Genomic DNA, 14,360 nt, shown 5'->3' on the forward strand with positions numbered 1-14,360 from the left:
ACGGAGCCTCGGCGGCGTCGGGCGGTGTGCAACGTCGATGCAACGTTCGGGCTCCTACTGTGTGATCAAGGGACGACGACGTCCTGCACCCATGGAGTTCAAGGAGTTCGACGATGACTGTTTACGCCCAGCCTGGCCAGGATGGATCGAAGGTCACTTTCAAGCCGCGGTACGAGAACTGGATCGGCGGGGAGTGGGTTCCCCCCATCAAGGGCCAGTACTTCGAGAACATCTCCCCGGTCACGGGTAAGGCCTTCTGCGAAGTGGCCCGCGGCACCGCCGAGGACATCGAGCTGGCACTGGACGCAGCCCACAAGGCCGCCCCGTCCTGGGGCAAGACCTCCGCAGCAGAGAGGGCCATGGTGCTCAACCGCATCGCGGACCGCATGGAGGAGAACCTCGAGATGCTCGCGGTGGCGGAGACCTGGGACAACGGCAAGCCCGTCCGGGAGACCCTCGCCGCCGATATGCCCCTCGCGGTCGACCACTTCCGCTACTTCGCCGCCGCCATCCGCGCCCAGGAAGGCAACCTGTCCCAGCTCGACGAGGACATGACGGCCTACCACTACCGCGAGCCGCTCGGCGTCGTCGGGCAGATCATCCCGTGGAACTTCCCGATCCTCATGGCGACGTGGAAGCTCGCCCCCGCGATCGCCGCAGGCAACGCCGTCGTGCTCAAGCCTGCGGAGCAGACGCCGTCGTCGATCCTCGTCCTCATGGAACTGATCAGCGACATCCTGCCGGCGGGTGTCATCAACGTCGTGAACGGATTCGGCGTGGAGGCAGGCAAGCCGCTCGCCTCGAGCAAGCGCATCCGCAAGATCGCGTTCACCGGCGAGACGACCACGGGCCGTCTGATCAGCCAGTACGCGAGCCAGAACCTGATCCCGGTCACGCTCGAGCTCGGCGGCAAGAGCCCGAACATCTTCTTCGCGGACGTCGCGGAGAGCAACGACTCGTTCTACGACAAGGCACTCGAGGGCTTCGCGCTCTTCGCGCTGAACCAGGGCGAGGTCTGCACCTGCCCCTCCCGCGCGCTCGTGCAGGGCTCCATCTACGACTCGTTCATGGCCGACGCGATCGCCCGCGTGGAGAAGATGGTGCAGGGCAACCCGCTGGACACCGACACGCAGGTGGGAGCCCAGGCGTCCAACGACCAGCTCGAGAAGATCCTCTCCTACATGGACATCGGCAAGCAGGAGGGCGCGAAGGTCCTCATCGGCGGCGAGCGGAACATCCTCGGTGGCGACCTCGCCGAGGGCTACTACATGAAGCCCACCGTGTTCGAGGGCACCAACAACATGCGGGTGTTCCAGGAGGAGATCTTCGGTCCCGTGGTCTCGGTGACCCGGTTCAACGACTACGCGGAGGCCCTCGAGATCGCCAACGACACCCTCTACGGGCTCGGCGCGGGCGTCTGGTCGCGGAACGGGAACGTGGCGTACCGGGCAGGGCGCGAGATCCAGGCCGGGCGCGTGTGGGTGAACAACTACCACGCCTACCCCGCGGGAGCGGCGTTCGGCGGTTACAAGTCCTCGGGTATCGGTCGCGAGAACCACGCCATGATGCTCGACCACTACCAGCAGACCAAGAACCTGCTGGTCAGCTACTCCGAGTCCAAGCTCGGGTTCTTCTAGGAGATGCCGTGACCGTCGAAGCCTCGGTGACCATCCCGGGCGAGACCACCTCGCGGGTGGCTCTCACCGATGCCGCCGTCGAACTGCTGGAGAAGCTGTGGCTCATCCACGGGCCGCTGATGTTCCACCAGTCCGGCGGGTGCTGCGACGGCTCGTCGCCGATGTGCTACCCGGCGGGCGAGTTCATCACGGCCGAGGCGGACCTGCTGCTCGGCGTCCTGGACATCTCGGAGGGCGCCCGCGCGCAGTCCGGGGAGGGTGAGCCGCGGCTCATCGATTTCTGGATGTCGCGGGAGCAGTTCGAGTACTGGCGCCACACGCACCTGACGGTCGATGTCGTCCAGGGCCGGGGGAGCGGCTTCTCCGTGGAGGCGCCGGAGGGCAAGAGGTTCCTCATCCGCTCCCGGCTGATGACCTAGGGATCGTGGGAGGGCCCGGCGCACGTGATGCGCCGGGCCCTTTTCATGCCCGCCGGCCCCGTTTCAGCGGTGGCCCTGGTGCGCGGGGTCCACTGCGAGGACGATGCCGAGGAGGTCCGTGAGGGCGTGCCCGAGCTTCGGGTCCACGAGTTCGTACCGGGAGCGCCGGCCTTCGGGGACCGACACCACGAGGCCGCAGCCACGCAGGCACGAGAGGTGGTTGGACAGGCTCTGGCGACTGACGCCGAGCAGGACGGCCAGTTCCGTGGGGTAGGCCGGAGCATCCCGCAGGGCCACGAGGATCCGCACGCGCGTCGGATCGGACAACGCCGTGCCCACGCGTTCCAGGACCGACGTCGAGGTCAGGGTCTGCAGCATCAGTGTGTCAGCTCCGTCTCGTGGTGCATGTGGCCCAGCGGCTCGATCTGGAACGTGCAGTGGTCGATGCTCACGTCGAAGTGCTGGCCGACGCACTCCTGGAGCTGGTCCAGCACCGCGTGCGCGGAGCCGTCACGGTAGCAGCCGTCGTCGACGACGATGTGCGCGGTGAGGACCGGCAGGCCCGTGGCGATCTGGGTGATGTGCAGGTCATGGACGTCGCGGACCTGGGGCAGGCGCGCGATGTGGCTGCGGACCTCCTCGAGGTCGATGCCGGCGGGGGTGGACTCCAGCAGCACGTCGATGGTCTCGCGCAGCAGTTTCAGGGTCCGCGGGATGATCAGCGCGCCGATGAGCAGGGCCACGACGGCGTCCGCCCGCATCCACCCCGTGAAGGTGATGATCACGGCGGCCACGATGACGGCCACGGATCCGAGGGCATCGTTGAGCACCTCGAGGAACGCCGCCCTCAGGTTGAAGCTGGCGGTCCGGTGTCGCGCGAGCAGTCCGAGCGCAGCGAGATTGCCCGCGAGGCCGATCACGCCGAAGACGATCATTTCCGGGGCGGCGACGTCCGTCGGCGTGATGAGGCGCCGTACGCCCTCGAACAGGACGTAGGCCCCGACGGCGAGCAGGAACGCTGCCTGCAGCAGCGCGGCGATGACCTCCGCCCGCCGGAAACCCCACGAGCGGCGCGCCGACGCCGGGCGGACCGAGAGCGTGGCGGCGCCGAGCGCCATCGCGAGGCCGGCGGCGTCGGTCAGGACGTGCACGGAGTCGAAGAGGAGGGCCAGGCTCCCGGTCAGCAGCGCCCCGATGATCTGGAAGACGAAGACGCCGAGCGTGATGGCGAGCGCGCCGGCCAGCGGTCCGCGCCTGTCGGCGCTCGCCGGTGCGTGGTGGTGGGAACCCATGCCCCGATAGTACATCCGGTCGTGAACCTTGGGGTTCGGGCGGGGAGGGTTGCGGTCTCCCGCCGTTCCTGCTGCGGGCCGGTAAGAGCGGCCGCTACCGGTCGACGCCGGACATGTCCTCGTACCGGTCCCCCACGGGGGCGGCGACCCCGTCCAGCTGCGCGAGCTGTTCGGGGGAGAGCGCCAGGGCGTCGGCCGCGACGTTCTCCTCCAGGTAGCGCACCTGCTTGGTCCCGGGGATCGGGGCGATGTCCGTGCCCTGCGCGAGGAGCCATGCGAGGGCGACCTGCCCAGGCGTCGCATCGAGCTGTCGTGCGACGTCGTCCACCTGCTCCACGATCCGGATGTTGGCCTGCAGGTTCTCCCCCGCGAAGCGCGGATTGTTGCGGCGGAAATCGGACTCGTCGAGCTGGTCGACCGAACGGATGGTCCCGGTCAGGAAGCCGCGGCCGAGCGGCGAGTAGGGGACGAAGCCGATCCCGAGTTCGCGGACGAGCGGAAGGATCTCCGCCTCCGGGTCCCTGCTCCACAGCGAGTACTCGGTCTGGAGGGCGGTCACCGGGTGGACGGCGTGAGCCCTGCGGATCGTCGCGGGTGCCGCCTCCGACAGCCCGATGTGCCGGATCTTGCCCTCCTGCACGAGGGCGGCCAGGGCGCCCATGGTGTCCTCGATCGGCACCGAAGGGTCCATGCGGTGCTGGTAGTAGAGGTCGATGTAGTCGGTCTGCAGCCGCTTCAGCGACCCCTCGACCGCGAGTCGCACGTTCTCCGGGCTGCCGTCCAGCCCGGAGGCGTCCTCCGCGGTGTGGCGGATGGTGCCGAACTTCGTGGCCAGCACGACGTCGTCGCGCCTGCCCACGAACGCCCGGCCCAGCAGTTCCTCGTTGGTGTACGGACCGTACATCTCCGCGGTGTCGAAGAAGGTGACGCCGAGGTCGAGCGCGCGGTGCAGGGTGGCCGTCGCGCCGGCGTCGTCCTTCCCGCTGCCGGTGTAGAACGCCGACATCCCCATGCAGCCGAGGCCCAGCCGGGAGACGTCGAGGCCCGAGCCGAGCGTGCCGAGGGTGATGGTCTTCATGGGAGCCGCCTTCGCAGGGAGGAATGGGGGAGATGATGCCTCGGCCAGCGTACGCCGGGCCGGACGCCCGCAGGCAGGGTCACCCTGCGGTTACCTTGTTGCACGCAGTGCAAGAATTCGCCTACGCTGGGATCGTGCTGGACACCACCGACAACGCAGCGCCCGTGGGCCGCCGCGAGCAGAACAAGATCGACACCCGGCGCGCGATCGCGGATGCCGCCTTCGACCTCGCGCTGTCCGTGGGGCCCGGCTCGTTCACGGTGGACCAGATCGCCGGGCGTGCCGGCGTCTCCCGCCGCACGTTCTTCAACTACTTCCACAGCGCCGAGGATGCCCTGACCGTCCGTACGGACGGATTCCTCGAACTGGCACTGGAGGTCTTCGGGCGGATGCCGCAGGACGAACCCCTCTTCGACTCCATCATCCGCGCGTTCACCGAGACCACGCGGATGGAGGGCCTCTCGCAGCACGGCGAGCTCTTCCGCATGGCGGACACCAACCCGGAGCTCCTGCGCGCGCAACTGCACTCGTGGGAGCGCGCCGAGGCGCGGATCGTCGAGGGGCTGCGCCGCCGCCTCGGGGCGGACGCCTCCGAGCTCTACCTCACCGCCCTCGTGGGAAGCGTGCTGTCCTGCACCAAGGCGGCGATGCGCGACTGGGCCGCCCTGACCCCCCACTCCGCCGGAGACCCCGGGCAGGAGCTCGAGGGGCGCATCCTCGCAGCGCTGACCATGCTCCGCGACGGGTTCTCCCATCGCACCATCGGTGTCGCCCCCGCATCCCGGGCCTGATTCCTTGTCCTTCCTCCCCCGTCCGTCCCCCTCCTGCTAGGACTCCTCGATGGCTTTTCTTCTCTACCGGCTCGGTTCCTTCGCGTATCGGAGGCGGTGGTGGGTCGTCTCCGCATGGCTCGCCATCATCCTGGCGGTGGGCGCCGCCGCCGTCGCGTTCTCCGGGACGCTCACCAACAACTTCACCATCCCCGGCACCGAGTCCCAGCGGATCTCCGACCGCCTGCGGGAAGAACTGCCCGAGGCGGTCGGCGGCACGGGCACCGTGGTGTTCACGGCGGAGGGCGGCGCCGCCTTCTCACCCGAGCAGCGCGAGGGCGTGCAGTCGGCCCTGGCCGACATCGCCGCGCTCGACGGCGTCCGCGGCGTCATCGACCCCTTCGACGTCGCGGACCAGGTGGCGTCCGGCGGCTCCGAGCTCGAGGCGGGTCGCGCGGAACTCGACGCCAGCGAGCAGCAGCTGAGTGCCGGCGAGGACCAGCTCGCGCAGGGCCAGCAGCAGCTCGACCAGCAGCGTGCACAGTTCGAACAGGCCCGGGCACAGCTTCCGGCCGCCCAGGCGGCGGCCACCGCGCAGCAGCTCGAGCAGGGCCAGGCGACCCTCGATGCGAGCCGCACCGAACTGGAGTCCGGGAGGGCGCAGCTCGAGTCCGGGCGTGCGGAACTCGAGCTCGCCCAGCGGCAGCTCGACGCCACCTCCGGGGTGAGGCTCGTGTCCGAGGACGGCTCCACCGGAGTCGCCAGCGTGCAGTTCGACCAGCAGATCAATGCGGTCTCGCCGGAACTGCGCGGAGAGGTGCAGGAGACGGCCGCCGAGGCGGAGTCCGCCGGAGTGACGGTCGACTACAGCAAGGAGATCGTCGAGGACGTCTCCGGGATCATCGGGGCGACGGAGGCCGTCGGACTGGCCGTCGCCGCCATCGTCCTCATCCTGATGCTCGGCACCCTGATCGCCGCCGGGCTGCCGCTGCTCATGGCCATCGTCGGCGTCGGCGTGGGCGTGGGGATCACCTTCGCGCTGTCCGGGATCGTCGAGATGAACAGCATCTCCCCGGTCCTCGCCCTCATGCTCGGCCTCGCCGTCGGTATCGACTACTGCCTGTTCATCGTGAACCGGCACCGGACGCAGCTGCTGCACGGCATGGACATGCAGGAGTCGATCGCGCGTGCCACCGGTACCGCCGGGAACGCGGTGCTCTTCGCGGGCATCACGGTGATCGTGGCCCTCGCCGCGCTCGCCGTGCCCGGGCTCCCCTTCCTGACCGTCATGGGTCTCTCCGCGGCCGGGACGGTCGCGGTGTCCGTCCTTGTGGCGCTCACCCTCACTCCGGCGCTCCTCGCGCTGATGGGGCGCCGGCTGATCTCGAAGCGCCGCTGGGCCAAGGCCGCCGGCCACAAGCACCCCGCTGCCGGGTCCCTGGATTCCGAGGACAGCACCGCACAGGCCGACCGGCGTGCGGCGAGGGGTGCGGGCTGGGGTGGCTTCGTGACACGGAAGCCGGTCCTGACGGTCCTGGCCGGCGTGGTCCTGCTCGGCGTCATCGCGATCCCCGCGGCGCAGCTGCGCGTCGGGCTCCCCGACGGCGGCACGGAGCCGGCCGATTCGACGGCGTTCCAGGCCTACAGGACCATCGGCGACAAGTTCGGGGCCGGTACCAACGGTCCGCTGATCGTCGTCGGATCCCTCCCCGAGACCGCCGACGAGGCCGAGCTCACCGCGCTCCGGCTCGACGTCAACGACCGCCTGCTGGACGTGCCGGGCGTCGCCGCGTCCGTACCGGCGACGGTGAGCGAGGACGGCCGCACCGCGATCTTCCAGGTCATCCCCGAGGAGGGGCCGGCCAGCGAGGCCACCGAGGACCTGGTCCGCGACCTCCGCGCCGCGACCGGGGAGTTCGAGGAACGGACGGGCGTCGCGATCGCCGTGACGGGCCAGACCGCAGCGAACATCGACGTCTCCGCCAAGCTCATGGAGGCACTGCCGGTGTACCTCGCCATCGTGGTGGGGCTGTCCCTGCTGCTGCTCCTGCTGGTGTTCCGCTCCATCCTGGTGCCCATCATCGCGACTGCCGGGTTCCTGCTCTCGCTGCTCGCGAGCTTCGGCGCGACGGTCGCCATCTACCAGTGGGGGTGGCTCGGTGACGTCTTCGGGGTCACGAACCCCGGGCCGATCCTGAGCTTCCTGCCCATCATCCTGATCGGGGTGCTCTTCGGCCTCGCCATGGACTACCAGATGTTCCTGGTGTCCGGCATGCGCGAGGCGTACGTCCACGGGGACGACCCGAAGGCCGCGGTGCGCATCGGCTTCAGCCACGGCGCCCGCGTGGTCACGGCCGCCGCGATCATCATGGTCTCCGTGTTCGCGGGATTCGTGTTCTCCCACCTGGCCATGGTGCGCCCCATCGGCTTCGGCCTCGCCTTCGGGGTGCTGCTCGACGCCTTCGTGGTCCGGATGACCCTGGTCCCGGCCGCCATGTACCTGCTGGGCCGGCACGCCTGGTGGCTCCCGGCATGGCTCGGGAGGATCCTCCCGGACGTCGACGTCGAAGGGGCACGGCTCCTGCGCGACGAGAAGGAGAAGGAGGCCGTGTCCGTCCCGGCCTGACACCACCGCGCCGACGGCGGAGAGCCGGACGCCCGCGGCTCGCCGGTGCCGGGAAGTCCAGCGGTGCCGCGCAGGAACAGCTTTCCCGCTCGTCCCTGATCTCCGGTACGGTTGAAAATCAGCCGGCTTATGGTTGCGCCCTCCGGGCGTGCCCTGCGCCGGACCGGGGATGCGGCGGGGCCGCGACGAGGAGGTGGACGTGGTCGAGTACGTTGGCAGCAGGCTCGAGCAGATCCTCTTCGCCAGTTGGCAGCATTTCTCGCTCGTGGTCCAGTGCCTGGTGATCGCAACCGTCCTGGCCATCGCCGTCGCGGCGCTCGTCTACCGCAGTCCCGCCCTCACCGCCGTCGCGAACAGTGTCTCCGCGATCGGCCTGACCATCCCGTCCTTCGCCCTCATCGGCCTCCTGATCGCCCCGTTCGGCTTCGGTGTCGCGCCGGCCGTGATCGTGGTCGTGTTCTTCGCCGTCCTGCCGATCCTGCGCAACGCCGTCGTCGGCCTGACCAGCGTGGACCGTTCGATCGTCGAATCCGCGCGGGGTGTCGGGCTGAGCCGCTTCCAGACCTTCCGCCGGATCGAGCTCCCCCTGGCATGGCCGGTCATCCTGGCCGGGGTGCGGGTGTCGGCGCAGATGGTCATGGGCATCGCCGCGATCACCGCGTACGTCCTCGGGCCCGGCCTCGGCGGATTCATCTTCACCGGGCTCGCCCGGCTCGGCGGCGCCAACGCCCTCGAATCGGTCGCCACCGGGATCATCGCCGTGGTCATCCTGGCCATGGTGCTCGATCTCCTTCTGGTCGGCCTCGGCCGGCTCACAATCCCGCGAGGTATCCGTGTCTGAGAGCATTCCCGCCACCCCAACGTCCGCGGCCCCCTCGGCCGAGATCACCGGCGCGAGCATCCTGCTGGACAAGGTCAGCAAGCGATACCCGGGTCAGGCCAAGGCGGCCGTCGACGGACTCACGATGGAGATCCCTGCCGGCAAGATCGTCATGCTGGTGGGCCCCTCGGGCTGCGGCAAGACCACCACCCTGAAGATGATCAACCGCCTGATCGAACCCTCCGAGGGACGGATCGTGCTCGACGGCGACGACGTCACGGCGATCGACGGCGATGCCCTGCGCCGCCGCATCGGCTACGTCATCCAGGCCGGCGGCCTGTTCCCGCACATGACCGTCGCCACGAACATCGCGATCGTCCCGAAGATGCTCGGCTGGGACAAGGAGCGCGTCGCCGCGCGGGTCGACGAGCTCCTGGAGCTCGTCTCCCTCGACCCGGAGCAGTACCGCGACAGGTTCCCCCGGGAGCTCTCCGGCGGGCAGCAGCAGCGTGTGGGCGTCGCCCGGGCGCTCGCCGCGGACCCCCCCGTGCTGCTCATGGACGAGCCATTCGGCGCCGTGGACCCGATCACCCGGGTGCGGCTGCAGGACGAGCTCATCAGCATCCAGAAGGAGCTGCAGAAGACGATCGTCTGCGTCACCCACGACTTCGACGAAGCCGTGAAGCTCGGGGACTGGATCGCCATCTTCACGGAAGGCGCGCAGCTGGTGCAGTACGACACCCCGGCGCGGATCCTCGCCGAGCCCGCCAACGAGTTCGTCGAGAACTTCATCGGCGCCGGTGCGGGCCTGAAGCAACTGACCCTCACGCGCGTCAACGAGGTAACCCTGCAGTCCGCCGTGACCGCCTCACCGGGCGATCTCGCCTCCGACGTCCTCTCGCGCCTCGACCAGCAAGGCGACGACCACGCGGTCATCATCGACGGCCGGAACCGGCCGCTGCAGTGGCTGTCGCGACGGCAGCTCGCCCGGCTCGAGCGGATCGGGGGCGACAGCGATCCGCGCCTGCCCGTCATCGGCGAGCGCGCCACCCTGAACGACGCCCTCGACATCATGCTCGTCTCGAGTGTCGGCGCGGCGCTCGTCACCGGTGGTCGCGACAGCTTCCGCGGCGTCGTCGACGTGGAGACCATCATGGTCGCGATGAGCCAGGCGCACGCCCAGGCGCGTACCTCCCACGCGGAGGGCAAGCCGGTCGGCATCAACACCGGTGGGCTCACCACGCTCCCGGGAGCCGGCGGCGAGCCCGGACCCCTGCACCCGGCCGTCAGGGGTGCCGGAGGTGAGTGAGCGTCTCGGCGTTCCCGCCGCCGCTGCAGTCCAGGGCCCGACGGCGGGGACCGCGGTCGTCCCGCGGGGCGCGGTCGATCCCCTGACCGTCGGCACGGGCCGTGGCTGGCGTCCGCTGCTCCTCCAGCTCGCAGGAATCCTCCTGGCCGGCGGTGCCCTGGCCGTCTGGCTCGTGACGGCGCAGCTGACCGAGACGGAACAGATCACCCTCAACCCGGCCTCACTCCTCGTCTATACGCGGGAGCATCTGGCACTGACGCTGCTGTCCGCCGTGATCGTGCTCCTGCTCGCCATCCCGCTCGGCATCGTGCTGACCCGGAAGCCGTTCCGGCGGCTGGCCGGGCCCGTGCTCGCGCTCGTGAACATCGGCCAGTCCGCGCCGGCCATCGGGCTCGTGGTGCTGCTCGCCGCGTGGCTCGGCTTCGGCTTCCGGGCGGCCGTGACCGCGCTCGTGGTCTACGCGCTCCTGCCGGTCCTCCGGAACACCATGGTCGGGCTCGGCCAGGTCGACGAGCGCCTCGTCGAGGCAGGCCGGGGGATGGGCATGAGCGCCCCCGCGGTCCTCTTCCGCGTCGAGCTCCCCCTCGCGGCGCCCATCATGCTCGCGGGCATCCGCACGGCGCTCGTGCTGCTCGTCGGCACGGCCGCGCTCTCCACCTTCATCAACGGCGGCGGGCTCGGCATCCTCATCACCACCGGGGTGAACCTCAACCTGACGCGCGTCCTCGTCGCGGGCGCCGTGAGCGTCGCCCTCCTGGCGCTGCTCGTGGACTGGGTGGGGCGCGTCGTCGAACTCCTCGCCCGTCCGAAGGGACTGTCATGAGCCGCCGTCCCGGCCCCCGCAGCCATCGGCTGCGTGCCGCCGGCGCCCTGACCGGTGCCGCCGCCGTAGGCCTCCTCGCAGCCGGGTGCGGACTGCAGCCCGCCACGTCCTACGTCCCCGTTGCCGGCCCCGGCTCCATCCAGCCCCTCGAGGGCGTCGACGACGCACCGCTCACCGTGACGTCGAAGAACTTCACGGAGCAGCTGATCCTCGGGAAGATTTCCGTCCTGGCGGCCCAGGCTGCCGGCTTCGACGTCACGGACTTGACCAACGCGCCCGGGTCACAGCCGCCCCGCGACCTGATCCTCTCGGGTGAGGCCGACCTGACGTGGGAGTACACCGGCACGGCCTGGCTCGCCTTCCTGGGCGAGGACGCGGGCATCGCCGACCAGCAGGAGCAGTGGGCAGCGGTCCGCGACGCCGACGTCGCCAACGGGCTCGTCTGGGGCGGGCCGGCGCCCCTGAACAACACCTACGCCATGGCCGTGCGGACCGAGGCCCTCCCGGAGCTGGGCGGTATCACCACCATGTCGGGGCTCGCCGAGCTGCCGCCCGAGCAGCGGACCTTCTGCGTGGAGGCGGAGTTCAACTCACGCGCTGACGGGATGACGCCGATGCTGGAGCACTACGGCCTCGAGCGCGGTGCGGCGACCGGCGTCCCGGACGGGAACATCGGCATCTACGACACGGGCGCCATCTACGGGGCGACCGACACCGGCGCCTGCAACTTCGGGGAGGTCTTCGCGACGGATGGACGCATCGAGGCCCTGGACCTCACTCTCCTCGAGGACGACCTCGGATTCTTCCCCGCCTACAACGCCGCCCCCGTGTACTACGGGGAGACGCTCGAGGAGTTCCCCGAGCTCCAGGAGGTGTTCGATGCGATCACGCCGACCCTCACGGACGAGGCGCTGCGGGTCATGAACCTCCGCGTCGACGTCGAGGGTGAGGAACCCGCCGACGTCGCCTTCGACTTCATGGTGGACAACGGTTTCATCTCCCGGCCCTAGCGGGCGGGAGCGGGGGCGGGCCGTAGCCGGGACGCCGTCCCGATGGAGGACAGCCAGGTGCGGGCGTCCCCGCTGTCCGTGAAATAGCGGGTCCTGCTGCGCGACTGGGCGATGAACGCTGCGAGGACCCGGTCCACGGGGTCGCTGCCGGTCAGCCCGATCGGCCCCGCGTGGCGGTAGGCGACGAGCATCCGGCGGGCGGGCGGCGTGATGTGCCGGACGAGGTTCAGGTGCACGAGCACCGGTGACACATGCCAGCGCGGGAAGTGCGTGACCGTGTTCGCCAGGACATCGAGCTCCGCCGGACCGATCCCGATACCGGGCCGCCAGAGGACCTCGAGGATGCCCGCGTCGTGGGTGATCGTGAAGTCCTCCACGATGGCACCTCCCTCGCTCGGCACCTGCCGGTGCAGGCACTGTCGAGTGCAGTCTCCCACTGCCGGAGCACGGTCGCCTAAACGGCGCGCGAGGCGTGGGCGGCGATCCGCCACTCCTCGATCTCCGCCAGCAGGTGCCCGCGGCGTTCCTCGCCGACGAACGCCGACCGGACCGAATTCGCGGCGAGCCGCGCGCGGGCGTCGACGCCCAGCCCGAACGCGTGCAGCAGCGCCTGGAGGTTGTCGTCGAGGTAGCCGCCGAAGTACGCCGGGTCGTCCGAATGCACGGAGACGTTCAGGCCCCGCGCGAGCATCTCCGGCAGGGGATGATCCCCGATGGTGTCCAGGGCCCGCAGCCGCACGTTCGAGAGCGGGCAGACCGTCAGGGGTACCTGGTCCGCGACGAGCCGCTCGACGAGCGCCTCGTCCTCGAGGCAGCGGATCCCGTGATCGATCCGGTCGACCGCCAGGAGGTCGAGCGCCTCCCACATGTAGGCGGGCGGGCCCTCCTCACCCGCGTGTGCGACGCACTTCAGGCCGGCCCCGCGGGCGACGTCGTACACCTCCCGGAAGAGCGACGGCGGATAGCCCAGCTCCGCCGAGTCCAGGCCGATCCCGACGATCGGCGCGTCCATCGCGAGGAGGTCGCGCAGCACCACCAGGGCCTCCGCCGCGGGACGGTCCCGCAGGAACGCGGCGATCAGGGACGTGCTGATGCCGACGTCCGCCTCGCTCGTGGACAGGGCGGCCGCCACACCGTTGACGCACGTCGCGAGGGGGATGCCGCGGGCCAGGTGCGCCTGCGGGTCCATCATGATCTCGGCATGGCGGACGCCGGCCGCGGCAGCCCGGCGCAGATACGCCCGGGTCATGTCCGTGAAGTCCTCCTCCGTGCGCAGCACGTCCATGTTCGCGTAGTAGAGGTCCAGGAAGGACTGCAGGTCCGAGAACGCGTACCGCGCCGCGAGATCCGCGGGGTCGGCGTAGGGGAGGGTGATGCCGTTCCGTGCCGCGAGCGCGAAGATGAGCTCCGGTTCGAGCGTCCCCTCGATGTGCAGGTGCAGTTCGGCGCAGGGCAGTGGCAGCATCGTCCCAGCCTAGGAGAGACGGGCGGCGGGCCGCCAGACGGGAGGGTGCTCGGATGGCCAGGGCGATCATCATGGGTGGGACGGGTGTCATCGGGCGCGCCGCGGCGCTGCGGCTGCTGCACGCGGGCTGGACGGTCGGGCGTCCAGCCGACGGACTTCTTCGAGGACTCGTCCGACTACGCGGCGGAGGACCGCTTCCCGGCCCGGCGATAGCGACCCGGTCAGCGCCCGGCCGACTCCTGCACGCTCCAGCTCGCGAGGAAGGGCAGCTTACGGGCCGTCTCGGAGTCCGGCTGCGCCGTATAGACGATGAGCACCTGATCGGCGACCCGCGGCGGCATCACCGTCTCGATGTCGAAGGAGAGGTCGCCGACGACCGGATGCAGGATCCGCTTGGCCGCGGACGCATAGTCCTGCACGCCGTGATCGGCCCACCACCGCTCCGCATCGGCGTCCCGCGCGCGGAGCTCGTCGATCAGTGCGACCAGCCGGTCGTCATCAGGATGCCGGCCCAGCTCACCGCGCAGGGCGGCCATCGACGCCGCAGCGAAGTGCTCCCAGTTGACGATGCGCTCGCGCGCCAGCGGGTCGAAGAACATGAACCGGACGAAGGACGACGACGGCCGCAGGCCGGTGAGCACGGCGGCGAGCAACGCGTTGGTGGCCAGCACGTCCCCGCGCCGGCCGAGCACCAGCGCCGGGACGTGGTCCAGTGCGGTCATCAGGCGCAGCAACCCGGGATCGGCCTGCTGGACGGCGGGCGTCGACGCCCGCCGGCGGTTCGACGGGTCGGCCAGCGCGAACAGGTGGTCCCGTTCGACGTCGTCGAGCTGGAGCGCCGTCGCGAGGCCGTCGAGGACGCCGCGGGAGATGTTCGCCTGCCGTCCCTGCTCCAGCCTGCTGTAGTAGTCGGAACTCACTCCGGCCAGCACGGCGAGCTCCTCCTTCCGCAGGCCGGGCACGCGCCGCGGGCCGGGGAAGGCGCGCAGGCCGACGTCGGCCGGCGTCAGGCTGTCGCGGCGGGATCGGAGGAACGCTCCGAGCTGGGTGCGGTCGGCGGGCATCCCCCCACTCTAGGAGGTGGTGCCGCCCGCAGCGTGGTCCTGCCGTG

At 70.3% G+C, this 14,360-nt stretch carries 14 protein-coding genes; 8 read left to right on the forward strand and 6 right to left on the reverse strand.

From position 1 onward, the window contains the following. Positions 1–113 precede the first annotated feature (113 nt). A complete protein-coding gene (exaC, locus tag IWX63_RS05790; protein ID WP_199277194.1) occupies positions 114–1,637 on the forward strand; it encodes an acetaldehyde dehydrogenase ExaC in 1,524 nt (507 codons plus the stop codon). Positions 1,638–1,645: 8 nt separating this feature from the next. Beyond that, complete coding sequence (locus IWX63_RS05795; protein WP_199277195.1) at positions 1,646–2,056, forward strand: DUF779 domain-containing protein; 411 nt, start codon at positions 1,646–1,648, stop codon at positions 2,054–2,056. A gap of 63 nt (positions 2,057–2,119) precedes the next feature. On the opposite strand, the gene IWX63_RS05800 is transcribed toward IWX63_RS05795, so the two are convergent. The 3 genes from IWX63_RS05800 to IWX63_RS05810 form a co-directional block, all read right to left on the reverse strand. After that, positions 2,120–2,431, reverse strand: coding sequence for an ArsR/SmtB family transcription factor (locus tag IWX63_RS05800; RefSeq protein WP_334685682.1), 312 nt, complete (start codon positions 2,429–2,431; stop codon positions 2,120–2,122). Positions 2,432–2,433: 2 nt separating this feature from the next. After that, complete coding sequence (locus IWX63_RS05805; RefSeq protein WP_199277197.1) at positions 2,434–3,348, reverse strand: cation diffusion facilitator family transporter; 915 nt, start codon at positions 3,346–3,348, stop codon at positions 2,434–2,436. Positions 3,349–3,442: 94 nt separating this feature from the next. Continuing rightward, complete coding sequence (locus IWX63_RS05810; protein WP_199277198.1) at positions 3,443–4,426, reverse strand: aldo/keto reductase; 984 nt, start codon at positions 4,424–4,426, stop codon at positions 3,443–3,445. A gap of 134 nt (positions 4,427–4,560) precedes the next feature. On the opposite strand from IWX63_RS05810, the gene IWX63_RS05815 reads away from it, so the two are divergent. The 6 genes from IWX63_RS05815 (at position 4,561) to IWX63_RS05840 (ending at position 11,784) form a co-directional block, all read left to right on the forward strand. Beyond that, complete coding sequence (locus tag IWX63_RS05815; RefSeq protein ID WP_199277199.1) at positions 4,561–5,217, forward strand: TetR/AcrR family transcriptional regulator; 657 nt, start codon at positions 4,561–4,563, stop codon at positions 5,215–5,217. Between the two features lie 49 nt (positions 5,218–5,266). Next, positions 5,267–7,822: an MMPL family transporter gene (locus IWX63_RS05820; protein ID WP_199277200.1), complete on the forward strand. Its 2,556-nt coding sequence runs from the start codon at positions 5,267–5,269 to the stop codon at positions 7,820–7,822. Positions 7,823–7,991: 169 nt separating this feature from the next. Then, positions 7,992–8,663, forward strand: coding sequence for an ABC transporter permease (locus tag IWX63_RS05825; RefSeq protein ID WP_442859100.1), 672 nt, complete (start codon positions 7,992–7,994; stop codon positions 8,661–8,663). Continuing rightward, positions 8,656–9,951 (forward strand): ABC transporter ATP-binding protein, encoded by a 1,296-nt coding sequence (locus tag IWX63_RS05830; protein ID WP_334685667.1) that lies wholly within the window; start codon positions 8,656–8,658, stop codon positions 9,949–9,951. Before IWX63_RS05825 ends, IWX63_RS05830 begins: the two co-directional genes overlap by 8 nt. A gap of 82 nt (positions 9,952–10,033) precedes the next feature. Then, on the forward strand, positions 10,034–10,774 hold the full coding sequence (locus IWX63_RS05835) for an ABC transporter permease (RefSeq protein ID WP_199277255.1): 741 nt from the start codon (positions 10,034–10,036) through the stop codon (positions 10,772–10,774). Further along, positions 10,771–11,784 (forward strand): glycine betaine ABC transporter substrate-binding protein, encoded by a 1,014-nt coding sequence (locus IWX63_RS05840; RefSeq protein WP_199277202.1) that lies wholly within the window; start codon positions 10,771–10,773, stop codon positions 11,782–11,784. The genes IWX63_RS05835 and IWX63_RS05840 overlap by 4 nt, the downstream gene beginning before the upstream one ends. Here the strand turns inward: IWX63_RS05840 and IWX63_RS05845 are convergent. From IWX63_RS05845 to IWX63_RS05855, 3 genes are all read right to left on the reverse strand, one after another. Then, positions 11,781–12,185, reverse strand: a complete 405-nt coding sequence (locus tag IWX63_RS05845; protein WP_199277203.1) for a hypothetical protein — start codon at positions 12,183–12,185, stop codon at positions 11,781–11,783. The genes IWX63_RS05840 and IWX63_RS05845 overlap by 4 nt on opposite strands. A 53-nt stretch (positions 12,186–12,238) precedes the next feature. Further along, the gene (locus IWX63_RS05850) at positions 12,239–13,249 is read right to left on the reverse strand and encodes an adenosine deaminase (RefSeq protein ID WP_199277204.1); all 1,011 of its coding nucleotides are present in this window, start codon (positions 13,247–13,249) and stop codon (positions 12,239–12,241) included. Positions 13,250–13,470: 221 nt separating this feature from the next. After that, positions 13,471–14,313: a helix-turn-helix transcriptional regulator gene (locus IWX63_RS05855; protein ID WP_199277205.1), complete on the reverse strand. Its 843-nt coding sequence runs from the start codon at positions 14,311–14,313 to the stop codon at positions 13,471–13,473. Positions 14,314–14,360: the final 47 nt, after the last annotated feature.

Origin of the sequence: Arthrobacter sp. CAN_A2 (assembly GCF_015752045.1) — a bacterium.
GTDB lineage: Bacteria > Actinomycetota > Actinomycetes > Actinomycetales > Micrococcaceae > Arthrobacter_D.